A 23,055-nucleotide genomic window follows, 5' to 3' on the forward strand; every position below is an offset into this window, starting at 1 on the left:
ATGCTTCCCCGATTCTCTTAGTTGGCGGATGCGACGAGATCGCCTTCGTAGGCCGCTCTGACGAGACGCTTCATGGCGTCGAGGTCAAAAGACCGCGGATTGTTTTTGATGAGCCTGTCGATGCCGAAGGCCTGTTCAGCGGTCCAGTCCAGCTTGTCGGCAGCAAGGCCCAGATCCGCGAGCGTCCGTGTAATGCCTATTGTTGCAAACAGCCTGCGGATCTCTTCGATAGCGGCGACTGCAAGTTCTTCGTCGCTACCGTTCGCGTTGTCGAGGCCGAGTGCGGTGCCGATTTCGGCCATCTCGGCAGCGGACACGGATCTGTTGTAATTCATCACATAGGGCATCATGGTAGCGACACCGAGACCGTGTGCTGTGTGGGTCAGCGCTCCGGCCGGATATTGGATCGCGTGAGCCGCAGCGGTCCCTGCAGTCCCAAAGGCACATCCGGCCGCCAACGCACCCATCATGACATCGGCCCGTGCGTCTTCATCGGAGCCATTCTTGCAGGCCCTCTCCAGGCTGCGGCCGAGAAGCTTGATCGCCAGCAACGCGAAATGATCGGTAAGAGCGCTCTTTCCGATGAATACATGGTTCTGAGCAAGCAGCGGATCGGTACCGCGTCGCGCCGCGGTGAAGGCCTCGATTGCGTGGGTGAGGGCGTCGGCCCCCGCAACCGCCGTCAGTCCGGGCGGGCAGGTCATCGTAAGTTCGGGATCGCAGATGGCGGTCGTGGCGATCAGATAGGGACTGGATATCCCAACCTTGAGCGTGCGTTCGGAATCGGAAATGACAGCGACGGGCGTGACTTCGGACCCCGTCCCTGCCGTCGTCGGCACAGCGATGATCGGAAGCGTCGGGCCGGGCACCTTGTACTCGCCGTAGTAGTCCTTCAACTGCCCGCCATGGCTAAGGAGCAAGGCGGCACACTTTGCCATGTCCAGACAGCTTCCTCCACCAATGCCAATCACCATGTCCGGGTGAAAGGTTCGTGCTTCCTCCACACAGACGGAAACTGTCTCGATGGGAACGTCCGGCTGGACACCATCGTGGATCAGTACTGTGATCGAGGCGGCCTCGAGCGCCTTCACGATATCCGCGAAGACGGGCGTAGCAGCGAACCGCTCGTCAGTGCATAGCAACGCACGCTTGCCCAGCTTCGCGGCAATGTGCGGGAGGGCATGACGTTGTCCCTTGCCGAAGAGAATTTCCTGGGGAAGCCGAATGGCGGCGAAAAGGGTCATTGTGCATGTCCTTTGACAAGTGCTTCGTTTGAGCGGGAAAGGGCGTTAAGTTCGTCCCAAAGCCTTCCAGGAATCTCGATTCCGTCGCAGAGCGCCTGCTGGCGGCGCGACCAGGTGCCGTCGCCAGGGACCGTTACTGGTCGTGTGGGCTCGGCTGGACGCGATTTCCGGATGCGATCGAGGTAGGTACTGAAGCAAGCGAGGAGGTCGGGCTGCTTGCCGGCGTCGATGGCAATCAACACGTCCCCCTTGTTGCAGATGGCATCGGCATCCAGCGTTCCCCGGACGTCAGGCGCAGTCGATGAGTCCGCAATCGAGGCCACCAGCAATTCAAGTGCCATACCAAGAGCGTATCCCTTGGCGTCGCCGAACGGAGCGATCGACCCGTTCATTGCAGCGGCGGCGTCGGTCGTCATTTCTCCGTCGCTGTCGCGTGCCCAACCCTCCGGGATCGCGCATCCGTTTGCCGCATGGTGATGGATCTTCCCCATTGAAACCACAGAGGTCGCGAGATCGACGACAAGCGGTCGGTCCGCAGTCGGCACGGCAATCGCAAGGGGATTGGTGCCGAGGAGGGGCGTTGTCCCGCCATATGGGTGGACAAGTGCCTCGCTCGAAGATAGCGCGATCCCGATGATGCCTTCTTTCGCGAGGTGCTCTACGTAATAGGCGAGCATCCCCAGGTGGTTTGAGTTCCTGATGCCAGCAACGGCGACGCCTGTCGAAGAAGCTCGTTCAGAGAGCATGGTGCATGCCTGGAGAGCGACCACTGGCCCCAGTCCGCGCAGCCCGTCGATCTTCAGGAATGACGGCGTTCGCCAGTGTGATTTCCCTTGGGTGCTTGGATCGATGAGACCATTGCCAATTCTCTGAAGAATCCTCGGCAGCCTTTGAAGGCCATGCGATGGATGACCTCTCAACTCTGCTTCGACGAGAACGTCGGTTTGCTGCAAAGCGTATGAACGAGGGGTCCCTTTTTCCTCGAGAAGGTTCCTCACCAGGTCCGCCGCTATCTCCCTCTTTACTCTCACGACAGCTCCAAATAAAATCCTATAGGATATAGTATTGAATATCGGCGAGCATCGTGTTAGCGATTGGTTCTGTCAAGAGGCAATAGATGATGCAGAATAGAACACCCACGATCGTTAACGATGCGCCGGACACGGGCGCGTTCATCCCGAGGGCCAATAGTCTTGCGGGAAGCGTCTATGAGGCAATCTTCGCCCAATTGATGGCTTTGAAGATTCCCCCAGGCGCAAGGATCAATGTCGATAATCTGGTGCGCGAACTGAATGTCTCGCAGACGCCCATCCGCGAAGCGCTTGGGCGGCTGGAAGGGGAGGGACTGGTAGTCAAGACCCACCTAATCGGTTACAGCGCGGCTCCCCAGATCGCCCGACGCCGCTTCGACGAGCTTTATCAGCTGCGTCTTCTGCTTGAGCCGGACAGCGCAGCCAGAGCGGCCCTCGCGATGGACGATGAAAAGCTTGCAACGCTTCGCGAAGCAGCCGGAGTGATGGGGCGACGTGATGGCACCGATGAGCGCCTTCGCTATTCGACCTTCGCGCGCCAGGACGCAATGTTCCACGACCGTATCCTCGAATATGCGGGCAACGAGCTCATCCGCGAGACGCTCAATCACCAGCACACGCATTTCCATATCTTCCGTCTGATGTTCCACTCACGGGTGACCGAGGAGGCTCTCGACGAACACGAAGCGTTACTGACGGCATTCGCTGCAGGCGACGCTTCCGCCGCCGAGAAGGCGATGCGCGTCCACCTTGAGCATTCGCGGGACAGGCTGCTCCCAGCTTTCGATTGAGGAATCTGCGATGTCGAGCGTTGTCAGCATTCAGAGAGATGGAAGAGCGCCCGTGGTTCAGGCCGATGACCTCGCACGTCAGCCGGTGTTGCGTGCCGAAAACCTTTCCAAGGAGTATGGCCAGGTCACGGTTCTTTCGGATGTGACACTGGACATCCTTCCCGGCGAGATTCACGCGATCATCGGCGAGAACGGTGCCGGCAAATCGACTTTCATGCGGCTTCTGTCCGGCTACGCCGAACCTACCGCAGGTTCGCTGAGCATGGACAAGGGCGTGGTCCGTTTTGTCGGGCCTGAGCAGGCCCAGCAGGCTGGTATTGTTCTGGTCCATCAGGAAATTCTGCTTGCCGATGCCCTGACTGTCGCGGAAAACCTGTTCCTCGGCCGCGAATTGATGCGCAACGGAGTCGTTGACGACCGGACGATGCGCCGTCTCGCCGCTGAGAAGCTGGCCGAACTCGGAAGCATGGTTTCCCCCAATGCGCTGGTGCGAAACATCTCGCTTGCCGACCGCCAGCTTGTCCAGATCGCTCGGGCGCTGCTGGATGATCATAGGCTGGTGATCTTCGACGAACCGACAGCCGTCCTTACGGGGGACGAGGTCGAGCGATTGCTCTCGATCATCTTGCAACTCAAGGCGCAGGAGATTGCTGTCCTCTATATCAGCCACCGTCTCGACGAGGTGCAGCGAATTGCAGACAAGGTAACGGTGCTGCGCGACGGCAAGCTGGTCGGCACGCACCCGGGCCACAGTCTCAGTCAGTTGGACATGGCGCGTCTGATGGTCGGACGCGACCTCGCGGCGCTCTATCCGGAAAAGTCACCCGCGGCCGCTGGTGAAAAGATGCTTTCAGTCCGCAACCTGTCAGTTCCGGGTTTTGCAAAGGAAATCACCTTCGACGTTCGCAAATCCGAGATTCTCGGCTTCGCCGGAATGATCGGGGCAGGCCGGACGGAGCTATTCGAAGGGATCATGGGGTTGAGACCGGCAACTGGCGAAGTCGAACTCGAAGGCAAGTCGATCAACATTCATTCGCCGCGGGCGGCGATCGACGCCGGGATCGGTTACTTGACCGAAGACCGGAAGGGAAAAGGACTTCTCCTCCAGGAGCGGCTTGCACCCAACCTCACCCTGTCCGCGCTTCAACGGTTTCATCCCGGTTTGTTGATGCGGCGACGCCGCGAACAGACCGCTCTGACACAGGCCATCGATCAATACGACATCCGATTGAAGAGTCTGGGGGTGAAAGCAGGACAGCTATCCGGTGGCAATCAACAAAAGCTCCTGCTTGCGAAGGTATTGTTGACCGCGCCCTCGGTCGTCGTCATCGACGAGCCGACGCGTGGCATCGATATCGCCAACAAGGCGCAGATCTACGCATTCATCCAGCGGCTCGTGGCTCAGGGGAAGGCGTGCGTCGTGATCTCTTCCGAAATGCAGGAACTGATCGGGATCTGCGATCGAATTCTTGTGATGCGGGAAGGGCGCATCGCGGGGGAGGTCTCAGGAGACGAAATGACGGAGCACAACGTCGCGCTTCTGGCGATAAGCGACGCTGCTCCGGGAAAAGGCGAGGGAGGAAACAGATGACTGTTATTACGGGTTCGACCTCGGTCAAACCGGAGCGGGAATGGAATATCGGATGGGCGGATGTGGGACCATTTATGGCTCTGATCGCATTGCTGGCAATCGGTTTTGCGGTCAATCCGGATTTCCTCTCCGCGACCAATCTCGGCAACGTCATCACCCGCAGCGCCTTCATTGCGATCATCGCGGTCGGCGCAACCTTCGTCATCTCGTCGGGGGGCCTTGATCTCTCCGTGGGCTCCATGGCCGCATTCATCACCGGGATCACGATCATGTTCATGAACCGGATGGCACCCGACTGGGGTGTTTCGGCAATCCCGGCCGGGATGGTGGTGGCGATTGCCGTGGGTCTCCTCTGCGGATTGATGAACGGTATTATTGTGACTGTCGGCAAGATCGAGCCGTTCATCGCGACGCTCGGAACAATGGGCATCTTCAGGGCACTGATCACGTACATGTCCGACGGCGGCACGATCCCGATCGATCGCACCCTCCGCGACGCGTACCGCCCCGTGTACTTTGGCACCGTCGCGGGCATCCCGTTGCCGATCCTGATCTCGATTGCCGTCGCTGTCGTCGCCTCGTTCATTCTCTACAAGATGAAGTACGGGCGCAAATGCGCCGCGGTCGGGGCCAACGAGGACGTTGCCCGCTATTCCGGCATATCGATAATCAAGACCCGCACGATCGCCTACGCCATCCAGGGTGCCTGCGTTGCGATCGCCGCGATCTGCTACGTGCCGCGTCTTGGCGCGGCCACCCCGACGACTGGCGTTCTCTGGGAGCTCCAAGTCATCACGGCAGTTGTCATCGGCGGAACCGCACTCCGCGGCGGCAAGGGTCACGTCTGGGGCACGGTCGCCGGAGCGGTCATCCTTGAACTCATCGCCAACCTGATGGTGCTGTCCGACTTCGTTTCCGAATACCTGGTGGCGGGCGTCCAGGGCGTGATCATCATCATCGCGATGCTCATTCAGAGGTTCTCGAAATAATCCGCGTCCGGACCGCGCGGCGAATGAATTTTGTCGGTCCTATTCTGGGAGGAATGAATGTTGAAGAGGAAATGGGTTGTGGCACTCGCCGCAAGCACGGTGCTGCTCGCGGGTCACGCATTCGGCGCCGACAAGAAAGTGGTGGCAGTGTCGATCCCGGCTGCCGACCACGGTTGGACGGCAGGCATCGTCTATCACGCGCAGGCCGCAGCAAAGGAAATCAATGCCGCGTTTCCGGACGTGGAGGTGGTGGTAAAGACCTCGCCTTCGGCAACGGCGCAGGTGAGCGCGCTTGAGGATCTGTCGGCCGGACGCAAACTCGATGCTCTGGTGATCTTGCCTTACACGTCCGAGGAACTGACGACCCCCGTCAAGGCGGTAAAGGATGCGGGAACCTTCATCACGGTCGTCGACCGGGGCCTGAACGATCCAACGATCCAGGACCTATACCTGGCTGGCGATAACATCGCCGTCGGACGCAACACTGCAAAATTCATGATCGACAAGCTGGGCGGCAAGGGGAACCTCGTCGTGTTGCGGGGAATTCCGACAGTGATCGATGACGAGCGCATTCAAGGATTCCAGGACGCCATCAAGGGCACTGACCTCAAGGTACTCGACATCCAGTATGCGAACTGGAACAGTGATGAAGCCTTCAAGCTGATGCAGGACTATCTGGCCAAATACCCTCAGATCGACGCCGTATGGGCAAACGACGACGACATGCTGCTTGGGGTGCTCGAAGCGGTCAAGGAATCCGGGCGCAAGGATATCAAGCTGGCACTCGGCGGCAATGGCATGAAGGACATCGTCAAGAAGGTCATCGACGGAGACGCCATGACCCCGGTCGAAACGCCATACCCGCCAGCGATGATCAAGACCGCGATCTACATGACGGTCGCCAACTTGGTCGGACAGGCTCCCACCAGAGGAAACGTCAAGCTCGACGCGCCTCTCATCACTCAGGCGAATGCGAAGGAGTATTACTTCCCGGACTCGCCGTTCTAATCATAGAAACAGGGGTGGCAAGGAGCCACCCCGCCGCATGAACAAAGAGGAGTAAATCATGCCAGGCAAGAAGATACTGATGCTGACCGGTGAATTCACCGAAGAGTACGAGATCTACGTTTTCCAGCAGGCGATGGAAGCAGTTGGCCATACGGTCCACGTCATCTGCCCCGACAAGAAAGCCGGAGATCTCATCAAGACCTCGCTTCATGACTTCGAAGGCGATCAAACCTATACCGAGAAGCTCGGGCACTTCTTCACCATCAACAAGACATTCTCAGAGGCGGAGGTGCAGCTAGACCAATATCACGCCGTTTATGCTGCCGGTGGCCGCGGTCCGGAATACATCCGCACCGACAAACGTGTGCAGGCCATCGTCCGTCATTTCCACGAGAAGCAGAAGCCGATCTTCACGATCTGCCATGGCGTGCAGATTCTTATTGCGGTCGACGGCGTCGTGCGCGGGAAGAAAGTCGGTGCGCTCGGCGCTTGCGAGCCGGAAGTCACACTCGCAGGCGGTACCTATATCGACCTTTCGCCGACCGAGGCCTACGTTGACGGCACGATGGTATCCGCAAAGGGATGGACGGCGCTCGCCGCATTTATCCGGGAATGCCTGAAAGTGCTCGGAACAGAGATTCACCACCGGGATGATGTTGCACAGGCAGCGTAACTCCTGCGACCTCTCCATTAGGGTCGCCGTCACTCGGCGGCCCCAAACCAGAAGTTTCACTGCTTCCGATGCACCCTGCGTTTGCGGCCAAGCTTGAAGGGGTGATGCACACTGCGGTCTGCATGGGATCTGTCGAGCTAAGGTTCACGGCCGCTTCTCCGTTCATCGCGCAAGCCGCTGGCCAATTGACAACTCGACATTATTTCTCGAATTTTCGCGTCAACGCGCCACTGGTAAACGCGTCCAAAGGCGGCTGTCGCTCCATGTGGGACCTGGCCCAGCGGTGAAAAGGGTCGTGGGCTCATCCAGCCGTCAAACGCATCCATTGAGGCCGAGTAATTCGGGGCCTCCTTCGGGTGGCTCGCCAGTAGGCGGCTAGGCGACTATGCGCAATGAAGGAGAAAAGTCGTCCGATCGGTGATCCCGCAGGAAATGGGATTTCGTCTGGCGCCTGGGCAAGCAATCTACTTCAAGTGGAATATCGCCCTCACACTCTAGGAAGTCGAGCATGAGCGACGAAGACTTCAAGAGGAATGAATTGGTCGTCCGTGGCGGCCAAAGGACCGCTGTCGGGGACAAATGGCTAGATATTCGCGACAACGGAGGTCCCGTGAGTTTTGTCGATATCATCACTGAAGCGCGCCACAACAACGGAGTCTTTGCCTCGCGTTTGGCTCCGCCATTGTGGACGGAAACAACAGTGGCATCTGCGACATCGCCAGCTGCTTGCATATGAACATGAGCACCGCACAGCTTGCATCGGCTTTTAGGAGATATGATAGCTGATGCCTTGAAGCCGGCGACGTTTCCAAGGCTAACTGAGCTTTGATCTTGGCCACATTACAGCCGGGCTCTCGGAGTCGCGGTGCATTTCCCGGCACCTCTCGATCAAGCGGCTCATCCTGTCTTTGTTCGCATTTGCTGGTCGTTTTGAGAAACCAAAGGTTCGTAACGAAACTTCGACTGCACCGCCATCAGATGTAACGGCAGGTTCAGAAGCGACGGCCTAATCAATCCTCCTTCGAAGGCTACGATCGAGGGACATATCACTCTTCTCGTTCGGCGCGCCATCGCGGCCGCCATCGCCAGGAAATTAGCCTCGGATGCAACATTCACCGGATCTGGGCAGACGCGACCAACGATGCAGTCATCAACAACGGCGGCACCGAGCAGGTCTATGGTCAGTGTCCCAAAAGCTGCCATTGAGTTGAGCGCCATAAAACTCAAAGACGACAGCAACGCCAGCCATGCTGGCATGTCGATGGCGACAGGTGTCACCCGGCACTGCCGGGTGACAGATCGCGCGGCCGACGTGGGGTGAAGGCCGCGGTCCGGTCGAGTGGTCAAGACCTGATGAACGAGAGCAGGTCGGGGTTGAGGACATCTGCATGTGTGGTCAGCATGCCATGGGGGTAGCCCGGATAGGTCTTCAGCGACCCGTTCTTGAGCAGGTCGACTGCACGCGGCACGGAACTTGCCCGCGAGTTGCTCTCCATGCGCTCTTGCTATCGGGAGGTGTTTCTGACCGTCAGGGCAATTGCCGCCCGCTTGCGAAAATACGGATCGCTGCTGTGTGGGCATATCATACAACTTGACTAATGAGATATGATGACAGATAGTATCACCAGTCGATCGGGAGTCGGCAAAGGAGGATTTTCGATGTATCACATGAAGGCAATGATTGCTGCAGCGGTTATCGGCGCAGCATGCTGGAGCGCACCGCTCCGTGCCGAAACGCCGCCAAACATGCTTGTTGTCGGCTTCTCGATGAACAATATCCTGACATTGGATCCGGCGGCCATTACCGGCAAGGAGACGGTCCAGGTTCTCGCCAACATATACGACAACCTGGTTTCACTCGATCCTGTCAACAGGTCCGAGGTCACACCTCAACTCGCGGAGAGCTGGGTCGTCAGCGATGACAAGTCGAAGATTACCTTCACCTTGCGAGACGGGGCGACCTTTGCTTCCGGCAACTCCGTCACGTCCGAGGACGTCGTCTGGTCGTTGAAGCGGCTGATGTCACTGAACCTGGCCCAGGCGTCGTTTTTGAAGACCCATGGGTTTACTGCCGACAACGCCGAGGCAAGCTTCACCGCTCCGGACGTCAAGACCGTGGTCATCACGCTTCCCAAGAAGGTTGACCCGGAACTTATCATCATGACGCTGGGCATCGTTGGCCCGGGATCGATCTATGACAGCAAGACTGTCACGGAAAATGAAAAGGACGGTGACAAGGGTGCCGCCTGGCTGACGACGCATTCAGCGGGGTCGGGACCATTCGTGCTTGGTGAATGGCGCTCGAACGAGCGCGTCGTTCTTGATCGCAACGACAAATACTGGGGCGACAAGCCGGCGATGCGCCGCATCATCATGCGTCATCTGGCTGAATCGCAGAGCCAGCGCCTGATGCTGGAGAAGGGCGATATCGACATTGCCTTCTCGATGTCGGCCGCCGATCTCAAGTCGCTGGAAGCCAACAAGGACGTAAAGATCGAAACAATCGGTGGCAGTGGCTTCTATTACCTTGCGGTGTCGATGAAGGATGAGAAGTTCAAGAACCCGAAGGTTCGAGAGGCGCTTCGCTATCTGATCGACTATCAGGGTCTCGACAAGACTGTCCTGCCTTATTTCGGCAAGCTACGCGATCGGCCGATCCCGAGCGGCATCTTCGGTGCATTGCCTGATGCCGGCTACAAGCTCGATGTCGAGAAGGCGAAGGCGCTGCTGGCCGAAGCAGGCTATCCGAACGGTTTTTTGACGACGCTCCGCGGTATTTCGGACGCGCCGTTCTTGAACCTCGCAACGGCTCTCCAGGCAACACTTGCGCAGGCAGGCATCAAGGCCGAAGTCATCACCGGGTCCGGCGATCAGATTTATGGCGCGATGCGCGAACGCAAATTCGAGTTGCTTGTCGGTCGCGGCGGCGGCGGACAGTTGCCGCATCCCGACTCCAATCTGCGCGCTATCGCCTACAACCCGAACAATTCGGATGAGGCAAAGCTGACGAACTTCCAGGGTTGGCGCACGTCGTTTTTCGACGAGAAGCTGAACAGCATGATCGATGCTGCACAGGTTGAAGCCGACAAGACTGCTCAGACTAAACTCTACGGCGATATCCAGGCGTATTATGCCGACCTCGTACCGGCGATCCAGCCTTTCTCCGAGGTGGTGGATACCGTGGGCGTGCGCGCCGATATCAAAGGGCTGGCGCTTAATCCGTCGTGGTCGACGCAATTGCGTACGGTCACCAAGGAACGCTAGGCCGCCAACACGTGCGACGGGTGTGTCCCGTCGCACATGCCATTTTGTGACTATGAAAGATCCAGCAATGAGCCATGATCGCATCTTTGCCACCGCGCGGCAGGCCGGCACCATTATGGTGACCTTGCTCGGCCTCCTCATCCTGACGTTTTGCATCGGTCGTCTGATGCCGGTGGATCCGGTGAGAGCGATCGTCGGGGAGGAGGCGGATCGCGCCACCTACGAGTTGGTCGCAGAGCGGTTGGGGGTCAATCTGCCGCTTCATACACAGTTCATCCGCTACGTCGGGGACGTGGTGCGCGGCGACTTCGGAGTTTCTATCCGCACGGGGCAACCGGTCATCAGCGACATTGCTCATGTCATGCCGGCTACGATTGAACTTGCCACCTTCGCCATTCTTTGTGGGGCTGGTTTCGGGATACCTCTCGGTATTTTCGCGGCGATCAATCGTAATCGGCCAGCCGATCACATCATCCGCTTCCTGACGCTGATCGGGCATTCAATGCCGATCTTCTGGACGGGCATGATCGGCCTCATTATTTTCTACGCGATGCTTGGGCTCGTGGGCGGCGGCGGGCGGATTTCCGACTACTATATCGGCCTTGTGCCGGAGACGACCGGCTTCATGCTCATTGACGCGGCGATCGCTGGCGACTGGGAGGTCTTCGGCGATGCGCTCAACCATCTCATCCTGCCCGCCAGCATTCTCGGTTACTCGTCGATGGCTTACATCACCAGGATGACGCGAAGTTTCATGCTCGACCAGCTTGGGCAGGAGTATGTTACGACGGCGCGAGTGAAGGGATTGTCGAAGGGCCGGACGATCTGGCATCACGCCTTTGCCAATATCCGGGTTCAGCTCGTCACCATCGTTGCCTTGGCATATGGCAGCCTGCTCGAAGGGGCGGTGCTGATTGAGACGGTCTTCTCCTGGCCGGGCTTTGGACAATACATCACCAACAACATGCTCATCGGCGATATGAACGCGGTCATGACCTGCGTGCTGCTTGTGGGCGTTATCTTCATCGCGCTGAACCTGCTTTCAGACGCACTCTACAAGATCTTTGATCCAAGGACGCGGTGACATGGCACCAGGACATCTTGAAATGAGCAATCTTGTTTTGACTGAGCGTCGCAACGGACCTGTTGTCATGGCGGCCAGACGGTTCGCCGCGGTCATCGGCGAGTTGCTGGCGAACCCAACAGCTGCCTTCGGCGTCATCGTCGTCGCGATACTGCTGTTGACTGCGCTGCTTGCTCCCGTTCTCGCCAGCCATGACCCCAATGTCGTCGACCTCGGCAACGCTCTCGGCCGACCGAGCAGCCTTCATTGGTTCGGAACGGACGAACTGGGAAGGGACGTCTACAGCCGTCTCGTCTATGGAAGCCGGATCAGCCTGACATTCATTTTCATCGTGTCTATCATCGTTGGCCCGGTCGGACTTCTGGTTGGAACGACAGCCGGATACTTCGGCGGGTGGTGCGATACGGTGATGATGCGCATTACCGATATCTTCCTGTCGTTTCCGAGCCTGATCCTGGCGCTTGCCTTTGTCGCGGCATTGGGCGCGGGCCTGGAGAATGCGATCATCGCCATAGCGCTTACTGCCTGGCCACCGATTGCCCGTCTGGCACGAGCCGAGACGCTGACCTTTCGCGGGGCGGACTATATCGCTGCCTCGCGCATGCAAGGAGCCTCGCCACTGCGAATTATCGTAAAGTCGATCATGCCCATGTGTCTGCCCTCGGTCCTCGTCCGCATTACCTTGAGCATGGCGACGGTGATCCTCACTGCTGCTGGCCTCGGCTTCCTCGGACTTGGCGCGCAGCCGCCCTTGCCCGAATGGGGTGCGATGATGGCGACGGGCCGGCGCTACATGCTGGACAACTGGTGGCTCGTTGCGTTTCCAGGCGGCGCGATCCTGCTTGTCAGTCTTGCTTTCAACCTGTTGGGCGACGGTCTTCGCGACGTGCTCGACCCGAAGCAGAAGTGAGGAACGTCACATGGCCAATCTCCTCGATGTCCGCGATCTACATGTCAGCTATCGCGGCCGCAAAGGTGACAACCCGGTTGTCAAGGGAATCTCGTTCTCGCTCGGGCAAGAGAGGCTGGGTATCGTTGGTGAATCCGGATCGGGAAAATCCACCATCGGTCGGGCGCTACTGAAGCTTCTGCCGACGGCCAAAATTACAGCTGAGCGGATGCAATTCGGTGAAACCGATCTGCTGACCTGCCGCGAGAAAGAGATGTTGCAGGTCCGCGGACGCCGTATGTCGATGATCTTGCAGGACCCGAAATTCTCTCTCAATCCAGTCCACCGGGTCGGCGATCAGGTTGCGGAAGCCTATCGCATACACAGTGGCGCCTCACGCGGCGCGGCCAAGCAACGCACGCTTGAAATGCTGGAGGCGGTGCAGATTCGTGATCCTGAGCGGGTGTTCGGTCTTTATCCGCACGAGGTCTCGGGCGGAATGGGGCAGCGCATCATGATCGCGATGATGTTGATCCCCGAGCCTGAGCTGATCATCGCCGATGAGCCGACCTCAGCGCTCGATGTCACGGTGCGCATGCAGGTGCTGAAGATCCTCAATGACCTGGTGATCAGTAAGGGCATTGGGCTGATCATGATCAGCCATGACCTCAACCTGGTCCGAAATTTCTGTGACCGCGTTCTGGTGATGCGGTCGGGCGAGTTCGTCGAGGAACGGCAGGCGCGCGACCTGAAGAACGCGGAACATCCCTACACACGCGGATTGCTGGCAGCGCAGCCTCACATCGGCGGTGACCGCCGCCCACTGCCTGTCTTGAGCCGCAGCCAGACCATCAAAGTCGCAACAGTTGAGGGTACACCATGAGCGCGATCGAGATTGAGAATCTATCCATTTCGCTCGGCCTTGGCGTTCACGCAAAGCGCATTCTCGGGGGCGTGAACTTCAGCGTCGACAAGGGCGAGTCCTTCGGGCTTGTCGGAGAATCTGGTTCGGGCAAGTCGACGGTCCTGCGGTGTGTCGCCCGCCTGCTGAACGCGTGGGATGGTAGGATTGCCATCAACAACAAAGCCGTCCGCGATACGCCTCAGGACGAATACTGCCGTACCGTCCAGATGGTTTTCCAGGACCCCTACGGATCGCTTCACCCGCGCCAGTCGATCCAAACCGCGCTTCAGGAGCCCTTGCGTATTCAGCGTATGGATCGCCATCAAGAACGCATGGAACAGGCGCTGATCGAGGTCGGGCTCACTCCCGCCTTTCTCCAGCGCTATCCGCACGAGCTCTCCGGCGGGCAGCGCCAGCGCGTCGCCATCGCACGCGCACTCATCCTCGATCCTTCCGTCCTGCTGCTCGACGAGCCAACTTCGGCCCTCGACGTGTCCGTTCAGGCAGAAGTGCTGAACCTCCTCTCCGAGCTTAGAGCACGCAAGGGGCTGACCTATCTCCTCGTCTCGCATGATCTCGCGGTGATCGACCATATGTGCGATCGGCTGGCGGTCATGCAGCATGGACGCATCGTCGAGATCCTGGACCGTGCGGTCCTTTCGACGGGGCGGGCGACCGATCCCTACGCAAGGGAATTGATCCGAGCCAGTGTCGAGTACGACCAGGCCGTTTGAGCTGGCGCCAAGCGGCGCAATCGTGAGGTTGGCAGCGCCGGGCAATACGGATGAAGGCCAATGATCGATCGAGACAATCTTGCTTCCATCGCTCGACGGCATCGCGACACGTCAGCATTTCCGTTGAGGTTTGGCGGCTCTTCAGTCGACTTCGCGACGTGGCGTTCCTCGACATTGGCCTATGTCGTGCAGTCGATCGATCCTGACGCATGCCATGTCGACCGGGTGGAAACGATTGCGCAATGGGATTGCTCGTCTTTTGCCGGCAGACGGCTGAGCCTTCGATTTTCCAATGGCGAGGTGGCTGAGGCCCTTCTCCTTCTGCCACACCAACAGACACCTGCACCAGCCTTGCTGATGTTGCATGATCACGGTGCGACCTTTGATATCGGCAAGGAAAAGGTAGCCCCTGCGCCGTCAGATAGCCCGACGCGGGAAGCAGCGCAGGCGTGGGCAGATCGTTTCTATGGGGGACGTTTCCCTGGAGAGGAGGCGGCGCGGCGTGGCTATGTCGTTCTCAGCGTCGATGCGCTCGGCTGGTCAAGCCGTTGCGGTAACGGGTACGAAGCGCAGCAGGCGCTTGCCGCCAACCTGATGCAGTTCGGCGTCTCGCTCGCCTCAGTCGTTGCCATGGAGGATATCGCAGCCGCCAAATTTCTTGGCGAGTTGCCAGCGGTTGATCGGAAGCGCGTGGCAAGTTACGGATTTTCCTTTGGCGGGTACCGCGCCTGGCAGGTCGCAGCTCTTTCTGCCGACATTGCGGCCTTCTGTGCAATCGGCTGGATGGGCACCTTGGAGGGGCTCATGCAAACCGGCGGCAACCAGTTGCGCGGGCAATCGGCATTCTACATGCTGCATCCACAGATCGCAGGCAAGCTGGACTATCCCGACTTTGCCGGCCTTGCAGCGCCGAAGCCGGGCTACTTTCTGAGCGGGCGCGAGGACCGGCATTTCCCTCCAGCCGTCGTTGAGGCTGCGTTTGGCCGTCTGCGTGAGCTCTGGTCGGCCGGAAAGGGGATGCAAAATCTGAAAACGACCATCTGGCAAGGCGGCCACGAGTTTCCCATCCCAGAGCAGGACGCTGCGCTCAACTGGCTCGATGCGGCTCTAAGGGGCTGACAAACGACGCTTCGCCAGCCCCTCTTGTTCATGCGACCAAGTTCGCCTCGATGAAGGCGAAGTTGATGTCTTCTCCAAGACCCGGCTTATCGGAAAGGTGGACATAGCCGTGTTCGTCCATGGGATCGACAAGCGCGTTCAGATACTCGAAGCCGTCATCATACTCGAGGAAGGGATGCAAGAGGCCCCGCTCGTACCACTTGGCATTCTTGCTGCAGGCGGCGACGATCAGGTTCGGGGCGCCGTTGCCATGAATTTCGCAATACATGCCGAAGGACTCCGCAAGGTGCATCGACTTCATCGCGGGGCTGATGCCGCCGACATCGTGCACGCCTGTCCGCAGGATGTCGCAGGCATTCGAGGTGATCCACTCGGCGCGACTGAAGTGCTTTCCACCAGCGCTCTCCGGACCAAGAACGGGAATATCGAGATTGGCGGCAAGCCAGGCGTAGGAGGCCGAGCTTTGCTCGTCCATCGGCTCTTCGATCCAGTCGAAGCTCAGCTTTTCCAGGCCTTTGCCAAGTTCGAGCGCCTCGGTCCGGCTATACCAATGAAACGCATCGATCATCAGGTGGATATCGGGACCAACGGCCTCCCGCACGGCCGCGCAGGCCTTCAGATCCATCTTCACATCAGGTGCCCACGAGACCGGAGGCATCCAGGTATGCAGCTTGATACCCTTGTAGCCGCGCTTTACCAGCTTTTCGGCGAAGCGCCCGTAGTCTTCCGGCGTCGCAAGGCCGCCCTCGAGCTCATCGCCACACATGATCGATCCATAGGCCCGCACCTTGTCGCGATAGCCGCCGATAAGCTTGTGGACGGGGATAGCGAGCTTACGTCCGGCGAGATCCCACAGCGCGCAGTCCACGATAGCAAGGGTCCGGTCGGTCAGTTGCGCAGCACTGCCACGCTGCCAATGGGCGAGTTCCTGCCAGAGTCTCTCGCGATCAAATGGATCCTGGCCGATCAGGACCTTTTTGATGAACTTGTCGAGGACATGCGGACGAACGATTTCGGGCGGGGAGAAGCAGTAGCCCTCGGTGCCATCGTCTGCGACGATCGTCAGCAGCGCAAGGTTGACCTTGTGAGCCGGCCCAGGATGCGCATGCCCAGCCGTGTCGGCGTGGCGATAGGTCGTGTGCGCAAAGACGCGCACGTTAATATCGACGATCTTCAAGTCTTCTCCTCCAGGTTCTTTCTGTGTCCGGCCGGTGGCGGAATACGGCAAATGTCGAAGGTTCGATCCACAGTCCTGTCGCGTCATCGCCTGGACTGTTTTGGTGCTGACGTGCGCGGCGATGCCTTTGCCGAAGGCCTCCGGATGCTTACTTGTAATACGGCGTCACTAATGTCATAATATGTCTGACGCGTTCTGGTCAATCGGATTTTTGCAATCTCTTGACAGACGGGCGTCGTTCGGGATGTCTAGATCGACAGAGGGCGGGGACAAATATGGGGCGCAATGTGGTTCAGCAGACGGGGCCAGAGCAACGCAAAAGCGGTGAAACGTTAGTGGAAATGGTGGCGCGCCGCCTGCGCGACGCGATTGCGTCAGGGGCCATGAAGCCCGGCGATCGGTTGCCAACGGAAGGTGGTTTGACGCAGGAATACGAGGTCAGCCGAACGGTAATCCGCGAGGCGATCGCATCGCTACGCGCCGACGGACTGGTCGAAGCGCGCCACGGGGTCGGCGTCTTCGTCCTGACGCCTCCGGCCGGCGCCTATGACGGGTTCAAAAGCGCCGATCCCAATAAGATCTCCTCGTTGCTTGAAATGCTTGAGCTGCGGGCCGCGATCGAAATCGAGGCCGCCGGGCTTGCGGCCATACGGCGTTCGCCGGCCCAGGAAGAGGCCATTCTTGAGGCCTATGACGAGATCGAGCGACTGAAGCAGGATCAAAAGCCGACGGTCGAGGCAGATAGGGCGTTTCACCTGGCGATAGCTGATTCCACCAGCAATCCCCGTTTTCGTGAGTTTTTACAGCTGGTCGGCAAGCAGATCATTCCAAGGGGCGTCTTGGCTGAGGGTGATACCGAGAGATCCTCGCAGGAGTACCTGCAGCAGATTCAATCCGAGCATTTGCGAATTGCCCGGGCGATATCGGACCAGGATGAGGCCGCGGCGCGAGAGGCGATGCGTCTCCACCTGAAGGGAAGCCAACAGCGCTACCGGAATTTCATCAAGCGCGGCTGAGTGATCTCAATTATCGTATGATGAGTTATTGACAGTCATCATATCTCTGCTAGTTTCACTGCCATCGACTCTCGTTCTGTCCGGAGGATATCCATGGCACTGGACCCCATTTCTTTGAAGGCTGCTCTTGGAGCTGGCCTTCTTTCTTTCCCCGTCACCCCTTTTAACGACGACGATCGGTTTAATCGGTCTGTCTACGAAGACCATGTCGGCTGGCTTTCCGGTTTCGGCGCGAGTGTTTTGTTTGCCGCCGGTGGTACCGGCGAATTCTTCTCGCTAACCCCCGACGAGGTGCCGGAGGTGGTGCGTGCTGCCAAGGCATCAGCGGGCGCAACGCCGATCGTGTCGGGATGCGGATACGGCACAAAGATGGCCGTCCGGATCGCCAGATTGGCCGAAGAGGCGGGGGCCGACGGCATTCTGCTGCTGCCGCAATATCTTATCGATGCCAGCCAGGACGGCCTGTTTGCACATGTGAAGGCGGTCTGTGACGCGGTCGACATCGGCGTTATGGTCTATAATCGCGACAACGCCATCCTGTCGGCCGATACCCTTGCACGGCTCTGCGAGGTTTGCCCCAATCTGGTCGGCTTCAAGGATGGCTCGGGCGAAATCGGGCTGGTACGACAGATCACAGCAACCATCGGCGACCGGCTCACTTATCTCGGCGGCATGCCGACTGCCGAGCTCTTTGCGGATGCATATCTCGGCGCGGGTGTGACGACCTATTCGTCGGCGGTTTTCAACTTTGTACCGGCTCTGGCACAGGAATTCTACACGGCTCTAAGGGCCGGGAAGACCGAAACTACCAATCGCATCCTGCGTGACTTCTTCTTCCCGTTCATGGAGATACGCAACCGCCGCAAGGGCTACGCGGTATCCGCCGTCAAGGCAGGCGTGCGCCTGCAGGGCTTTGATAGCGGTCCAGTACGCGCGCCCCTGACAGACCTTACAGCAGACGAGGTCTCGATGCTTGAGAAGCTGGTAGCTCCGCACCGCAGATGACAAGCGGCACCGTCAGTATGTCGCTGACGAACTGAGAAACACAGACGGAAGGACGGCTTTTGATGAGCCACACTGATTTTACCAACCGCTATGCGATCGATCCGAAGACGGCCTCACGGTTCAGTACGGAAGAGCTGCGCGAGAATTTTCTGCTGCCGCCGCTCTTCGTGGCGGAGCGCATCCAGCTTCACTACACCAATTACGACCGGATGATCGTCGGTGGTGCAATGCCGACTTCCGCGCCGCTTTCACTGGAAACGATCAAGCCTGCCGGGACCGATACGCTTCTGGCCCGGCGCGAGCTGATCGCTGTCAATATTGGTGGTGCCGGCATCGTCAACGTCGATGGCGAAGAGTTTCAGGCCGGTACCCGCGACATGGTCTATGCCGGCATGGGGGCTTCGGTGACATTCCGGTCCGTATCGGCCGAACAACCGGCAAAATTCTACCTGCTCAGCGCCCCCGCGCATGTCCGTCACCCTGCGAAGCATATCGGCATTTCAGATGCCAAGCGCGTCGATCTCGGCTCTCAGGCAACCAGCAACGAGCGCTCGATCTTCCAGTTCATTCACCCGGACGGTGTCAGAACCTGCCAGCTCGTCGTCGGCATGACGACGCTTGCTGCCGGCTCTGTCTGGAACACCATGCCCTGCCACGTGCATGACCGGCGGATGGAGGCCTATCTCTATTTCGATCTGCCGGAAAAGGCCCGCGTCGTGCATCTGATGGGCGAGCCGAACGAAACGCGCCACCTCATCGTCAAGAACGAGGAGGCGATCCTGTCGCCGGGTTGGTCGATCCATTCCGGTGTCGGGACATCAAGCTACACATTCATCTGGGCCATGGCCGGTGACAACGTCGACTACACCGACGTCGACCTTGTCGCCATCGAAGATCTTAGGTGAGGAGGGGGAATATGGCAGCGAGTGATCTTTTCGTGCCGGCCAAGGATGCCGAGTGGACCAGTCCGGAACCGGGCGTGACCCGTCGCATCATGGCCTACCTGCCTGAGATGATGATGGTCGAGGTCGTTTTCGAGAAGGACGCCGTCGGTGCGCTTCATTCCCATCCCCACATCCAGGCAAGCTATATCGCACAGGGCAGTTTCGAGGTGACGATCGACGGCAGGACGGAAACCCTGCACCAGGGAGGCAGCTTCATCGTTCCCCCCGATCTGGTACATGGGGTCAAGGCTCTCGAGAAGGGTCGGCTGATCGATACGTTTACGCCACATCGCGCCGAATTCCTCAAGTGAGGCCCGCCATGACCATGTTCGATCTTTCCGGGCAGGTGGCGGTCGTCACTGGGGCGAATACCGGCCTTGGTCAGGCAATCGCCGTGGCGCTGGCGGCTGCCGGCGCCTCGATCGTTGCCGTTGGCCGCTCATCGATGGACGAAACCGAGGCTGCGGTTCGCAAGATCGGTGCTGGCTTTCACGCCATCAAGGCCGATCTTGGATCGATCGAACCGACAAAGGCAATCGTCGACGAAACGGTAGCGACCTTTGGCAAGCTCGACATCCTCGTCAACAATGCCGGCATCATCCGCCGCGCCGATGCCATCGACTTCACGGAAGCCGACTGGGATGCGGTCATGGACATCAACCTGAAGAGCGTCTTTTTCCTCTCACAGGCTGTTGCCCGGCATATGCTGGAAAGAGGTGGCGGCAAGATTATCAACATCGCCTCGCTGTTGTCCTTCCAGGGCGGTATCCGCATTCCCTCCTATACGGCATCGAAGAGCGGGCTTGCCGGACTGACGCGCCTACTGGCCTGCGAGTGGGCGGCCAAGGGCATCAACGTCAATGCCATTGCGCCGGGCTATTTCGTGACCAACAACACGACCGCGCTTCGCGAGGATCCGGTCCGGAACGCCGGCATCCTTGCCCGCATCCCGGCCGGCCATTGGGGCGATCCCGCGCAACTCGGTGGCGCAGCCGTGTTCCTGGCCTCACAGGCGTCCGACTATGTCCACGGCATCGTCTTGCCTGTCGATGGCGGATGGCTGGCAAGATGACCGCACGACGTTTTTCGCGCAACTCACTGATCGGAGCGCTACGAGCGCGTCGATGGAGGCCAATCGCTATATCAACATGGACGACCTACGAGAGCACAAGAAACTCGCTATGCGCCAAGCCGCATGACCGCCCAATTTGCTGAACTTGACGCACATAATCTTCGTGCCACCTTTTCTCTTTCGCCACCGAATGCACACTCCCTTGCAGGGGAGCGCCTTCGAACCCAAGACCTAGTGATCAACCGTCATTTGTTCCTACCCGCAACCGCCCCAAGCCACCAGAACCTAAATCTGCGGTGTCTCTCGCATGCGCGAAGCCGTCAAGCGATCAATCCAAAGCACCGACAGCGTGGTGACCACCGTGGCGAGCGCTCCAAGGCCAAGCGAGGGTCCTAGTCCATATGGCTTGATGGTCAATCCAATGACCACAAAGCAACTTACAAAGCCGATCCACGACAGAACTGTGCCGCGCAACATCGCGATGGCGACCTCTCGCCCAAATTGGCGATGGGTGAACGTCATGATCACGGTAGTTACTACGGGATATGTTCCGACTATCCCGCTATGCGTCGGTCCAAGTCTTTCGGCAGCGGTTGTGATAGCCAAAGTCAGCGCTGCGGCGGCGGTCATGCGAAACCAGATATCCCACCAAGGCGAACCTGGCCTCCTCGCTCCTAGCCGAGGTCTCCGGATCAACGACGCGGCCAGCAGGAGAGCCGTGTAGGCACCAAGACCAGCCCCCACCACTCCGCCTAACATCAACCTGCTGGTGATGGCTGAAACAACGAAAAAAGTGACCGCAGAGGCGATGATGGAAAAAGACCATCCTGCGTATCGAGATGCGACAGTGTAGGTCAGCGCGAAGCCTGCGAGACCAATCAAACCAAGCAAAATTCCGACGCACGCTCTATCGGCGAAACCCAAGCCCTGGTCAACGGCTAGAAACAGAAAAATCGGCCCGGTGGACAATGGCAACCCGACGACGATGCCGCCAATCTTGGGACCCCAACGTCGTGCAACGATGGTAGCAAAAGCCACGAGCAGCGGTGCCAATGTCAGCTTTAATAGCACGAGCATTCTGTTCTTTTCCACTGCGGCATCCGATGGAGTCGCATCAGCCTAGTATATGTTGTGCTGTACTTCATGGATAATTGCCAAGCCTGGCCACTAGTCCGACCCTCGGCCTGGCCCGCGCGATGCCTACCATCTGGAGTTCGCGGTGGATCGCCGTCTCGAACTCCGCAATGAGCGCACGGTGCCATCACCAGCTTGCCGGTCCCACCCGTGGTATCAATGGCCCATCGCCCAACAGCGTGTCGCCAGCCTGCCGGCCGCGGCAGCGCCGACACAAAGCCGTCGCGCCCTCTTCAGCGAATTGGGGCGGCCGTAGATGTTTTGACGGGGGTCGCAAATATTGGGGCTCGACGGCAGCTACGCCCGCCAGAGAGGCTTTGCAGACTCCTCGAAGCAGACCTTGCTAGCGATTACGCTGCAGGTGGTGGTTAAGCCGGCATCGGCTATTGCTCATCTTCCGTGGAAGTGGCGAACAGGTTCAAGATCGGACATTTATCACCCATCATTGTACGACACCGGCCATGCGTAGGCCTTCCATGACGAGCTCGAAATCGGCGGGGTTCTTGAAGGGCAAGACTTTGCGGCGGTATTCCAAGGAGTAGTCGGGATTGACGCGCAGCACCTCTTGCCACGTCGCCCGAGCCTCTTCGAAACGGCCGAGGTGTCCGTAACAGGCGGCCAGAAGCGCGCGCGAGACGTCGGTGACGGGATTGCGAGTCACGCGCTGCACCAACAATTTAACGGCCTCTTCGTACCTTCGCAGTTGAAACCATGCCCAGGCCTGAAAGTGGAGAACGACATCCGGAAAGTACGGGTTCAAGATCCTGGCCCGATCGAAACAGGCGAGTGCCTCCTCGGATCTGCCTGAATAGAGAAGTGCCTCCCCGAGGCTGACCTGCCCTTCGGCGAAGTTCGGATTGAGACTTATTGCACGCTCGGCCTCGCTGATAGCTCTATCGTGCTGTCGTGAGTAAAGCCTGACCACACTCAGTGCCCAGTGGGCCACGGGATCGCTATCATCCCGTGCCACCGCCAGCGTCGCAGCCTCTTCGGCCTGCTGAATCGAGCGCTGCGGCGACGCGCTCCACCGGTTCAAATAGTCGAGCCCGTGGGTCAGGGCGAGAAAGGCGTGCGCCGAGGCGAAGTTCGGGTCCAGTTCGACGGCATGTTGCAAAAGGTCGCGGGCGTCGCTGTTCGTTTGCTTCGTCAGGCGATGCCACAGCTCCCGGCCGCGCAGGAAGCAGTCGTACGCCTCGGGATGCCCGGTCTGCCCCGGCACCAGCCTTTTCCGATCGCCCTCTGTCAGGTTGACCGCCAGTGCGTCGACGATCTGCTGCGTTACATCGTCCTGAACAGCGAATATGTCGGTCAGGTCGCGATCGAACCGCTCCGCCCATAGATGCCCGCCGGTGGTTGCGTCGATAAGCTGCGCCGTAATGCGTGCCC

Annotated in this window: 23 protein-coding genes and 1 pseudogene; 17 read left to right on the plus strand and 7 right to left on the minus strand. The window is 59.0% G+C overall.

Features of this window, described 5'->3' with window-relative positions:
* Positions 1-17 precede the first annotated feature (17 nt).
* Positions 18-1,244, minus strand: coding sequence for an iron-containing alcohol dehydrogenase (locus IB244_RS22685; RefSeq protein WP_192305651.1), 1,227 nt, complete (start codon positions 1,242-1,244; stop codon positions 18-20).
* Positions 1,241-2,275 carry an Ldh family oxidoreductase gene (locus IB244_RS22690; RefSeq protein ID WP_083929876.1) on the minus strand — a complete coding sequence of 345 codons (1,035 nt, stop codon included), beginning with the start codon at positions 2,273-2,275 and terminating at the stop codon, positions 1,241-1,243. Before IB244_RS22690 ends, IB244_RS22685 begins: the two co-directional genes overlap by 4 nt.
* A gap of 89 nt (positions 2,276-2,364) precedes the next feature.
* Between IB244_RS22690 and IB244_RS22695 the strand changes: the two genes are divergently transcribed.
* The 6 genes from IB244_RS22695 (at position 2,365) to IB244_RS22720 (ending at position 8,063) form a co-directional block, all read left to right on the plus strand.
* Positions 2,365-3,066 carry a GntR family transcriptional regulator gene (locus tag IB244_RS22695; RefSeq protein ID WP_018858167.1) on the plus strand — a complete coding sequence of 234 codons (702 nt, stop codon included), beginning with the start codon at positions 2,365-2,367 and terminating at the stop codon, positions 3,064-3,066.
* 10 nt (positions 3,067-3,076) lie between these two features.
* On the plus strand, positions 3,077-4,657 hold the full coding sequence (locus tag IB244_RS22700; RefSeq protein WP_210334310.1) for a sugar ABC transporter ATP-binding protein: 1,581 nt from the start codon (positions 3,077-3,079) through the stop codon (positions 4,655-4,657).
* The gene (locus IB244_RS22705) at positions 4,654-5,646 is read left to right on the plus strand and encodes an ABC transporter permease (RefSeq protein WP_192305653.1); all 993 of its coding nucleotides are present in this window, start codon (positions 4,654-4,656) and stop codon (positions 5,644-5,646) included. Before IB244_RS22700 ends, IB244_RS22705 begins: the two co-directional genes overlap by 4 nt.
* A 57-nt stretch (positions 5,647-5,703) precedes the next feature.
* A complete protein-coding gene (locus IB244_RS22710) occupies positions 5,704-6,654 on the plus strand; it encodes a substrate-binding domain-containing protein (protein ID WP_037217502.1) in 951 nt (316 codons plus the stop codon).
* Positions 6,655-6,712: 58 nt separating this feature from the next.
* Positions 6,713-7,327 (plus strand): DJ-1/PfpI family protein, encoded by a 615-nt coding sequence (locus IB244_RS22715; RefSeq protein ID WP_018858163.1) that lies wholly within the window; start codon positions 6,713-6,715, stop codon positions 7,325-7,327.
* 508 nt (positions 7,328-7,835) lie between these two features.
* Positions 7,836-8,063, plus strand: a complete 228-nt coding sequence (locus IB244_RS22720) for a hypothetical protein (protein ID WP_192305655.1) — start codon at positions 7,836-7,838, stop codon at positions 8,061-8,063.
* 161 nt (positions 8,064-8,224) lie between these two features.
* Here IB244_RS22720 and IB244_RS22725 read toward each other — a convergent pair whose 3' ends face one another.
* A complete protein-coding gene (locus IB244_RS22725) occupies positions 8,225-8,605 on the minus strand; it encodes a hypothetical protein (protein ID WP_169681542.1) in 381 nt (126 codons plus the stop codon).
* Between the two features lie 65 nt (positions 8,606-8,670).
* Positions 8,671-8,805 (minus strand): annotated as a pseudogene (locus IB244_RS22730) (alpha/beta hydrolase); the annotation flags it as partial.
* 190 nt (positions 8,806-8,995) lie between these two features.
* Here IB244_RS22730 and IB244_RS22735 point away from each other — a divergent pair.
* The 6 genes from IB244_RS22735 to IB244_RS22760 all read left to right on the plus strand — a co-directional run bounded on the left by IB244_RS22735 (position 8,996) and on the right by IB244_RS22760 (position 15,321).
* Complete coding sequence (locus IB244_RS22735) at positions 8,996-10,591, plus strand: ABC transporter substrate-binding protein (protein WP_192305673.1); 1,596 nt, start codon at positions 8,996-8,998, stop codon at positions 10,589-10,591.
* 67 nt (positions 10,592-10,658) lie between these two features.
* Complete coding sequence (locus IB244_RS22740) at positions 10,659-11,675, plus strand: ABC transporter permease (RefSeq protein ID WP_192241638.1); 1,017 nt, start codon at positions 10,659-10,661, stop codon at positions 11,673-11,675.
* 67 nt (positions 11,676-11,742) lie between these two features.
* On the plus strand, positions 11,743-12,585 hold the full coding sequence (locus tag IB244_RS22745) for an ABC transporter permease (RefSeq protein WP_169681760.1): 843 nt from the start codon (positions 11,743-11,745) through the stop codon (positions 12,583-12,585).
* A gap of 10 nt (positions 12,586-12,595) precedes the next feature.
* On the plus strand, positions 12,596-13,447 hold the full coding sequence (locus tag IB244_RS22750) for an ABC transporter ATP-binding protein (RefSeq protein ID WP_169681538.1): 852 nt from the start codon (positions 12,596-12,598) through the stop codon (positions 13,445-13,447).
* Positions 13,444-14,202: an ABC transporter ATP-binding protein gene (locus tag IB244_RS22755; protein WP_169681536.1), complete on the plus strand. Its 759-nt coding sequence runs from the start codon at positions 13,444-13,446 to the stop codon at positions 14,200-14,202. The genes IB244_RS22750 and IB244_RS22755 overlap by 4 nt, the downstream gene beginning before the upstream one ends.
* Before the next feature lie 60 nt (positions 14,203-14,262).
* Positions 14,263-15,321, plus strand: a complete 1,059-nt coding sequence (locus IB244_RS22760; protein ID WP_192305657.1) for a dienelactone hydrolase family protein — start codon at positions 14,263-14,265, stop codon at positions 15,319-15,321.
* Positions 15,322-15,349: 28 nt separating this feature from the next.
* Here the strand turns inward: IB244_RS22760 and IB244_RS22765 are convergent, their stop codons facing one another.
* Positions 15,350-16,498: a mandelate racemase family protein gene (locus tag IB244_RS22765; protein ID WP_018858153.1), complete on the minus strand. Its 1,149-nt coding sequence runs from the start codon at positions 16,496-16,498 to the stop codon at positions 15,350-15,352.
* 275 nt (positions 16,499-16,773) lie between these two features.
* Between IB244_RS22765 and IB244_RS22770 the strand changes: the two genes are divergently transcribed.
* From IB244_RS22770 to kduD, 5 genes are all read left to right on the plus strand, one after another.
* Positions 16,774-17,514: a FadR/GntR family transcriptional regulator gene (locus tag IB244_RS22770; protein WP_246734597.1), complete on the plus strand. Its 741-nt coding sequence runs from the start codon at positions 16,774-16,776 to the stop codon at positions 17,512-17,514.
* A 93-nt stretch (positions 17,515-17,607) separates the two neighbouring features.
* A complete protein-coding gene (kdgD, locus tag IB244_RS22775; protein WP_409564081.1) occupies positions 17,608-18,519 on the plus strand; it encodes a 5-dehydro-4-deoxyglucarate dehydratase in 912 nt (303 codons plus the stop codon).
* Between the two features lie 62 nt (positions 18,520-18,581).
* The gene (gene kduI, locus IB244_RS22780; RefSeq protein ID WP_192305659.1) at positions 18,582-19,424 is read left to right on the plus strand and encodes a 5-dehydro-4-deoxy-D-glucuronate isomerase; all 843 of its coding nucleotides are present in this window, start codon (positions 18,582-18,584) and stop codon (positions 19,422-19,424) included.
* An 11-nt stretch (positions 19,425-19,435) separates the two neighbouring features.
* Positions 19,436-19,774: a cupin domain-containing protein gene (locus tag IB244_RS22785; protein WP_192305661.1), complete on the plus strand. Its 339-nt coding sequence runs from the start codon at positions 19,436-19,438 to the stop codon at positions 19,772-19,774.
* A gap of 8 nt (positions 19,775-19,782) precedes the next feature.
* Positions 19,783-20,535: a 2-dehydro-3-deoxy-D-gluconate 5-dehydrogenase KduD gene (kduD, locus tag IB244_RS22790; protein WP_192305663.1), complete on the plus strand. Its 753-nt coding sequence runs from the start codon at positions 19,783-19,785 to the stop codon at positions 20,533-20,535.
* A gap of 285 nt (positions 20,536-20,820) precedes the next feature.
* On the opposite strand, the gene IB244_RS22795 is transcribed toward kduD, so the two are convergent.
* Together IB244_RS22795 and IB244_RS22800 are read right to left on the minus strand one after the other, a co-directional pair.
* A complete protein-coding gene (locus tag IB244_RS22795) occupies positions 20,821-21,627 on the minus strand; it encodes a hypothetical protein (protein WP_192305665.1) in 807 nt (268 codons plus the stop codon).
* A gap of 484 nt (positions 21,628-22,111) precedes the next feature.
* The coding region (locus tag IB244_RS22800; protein ID WP_192305667.1) for a tetratricopeptide repeat protein at positions 22,112-23,055 on the minus strand (944 nt) is incomplete at its 5' end.

It is taken from the genome of Rhizobium sp. RHZ02 (assembly GCF_014851575.1).
GTDB lineage: Bacteria > Pseudomonadota > Alphaproteobacteria > Rhizobiales > Rhizobiaceae > Rhizobium > Rhizobium altiplani.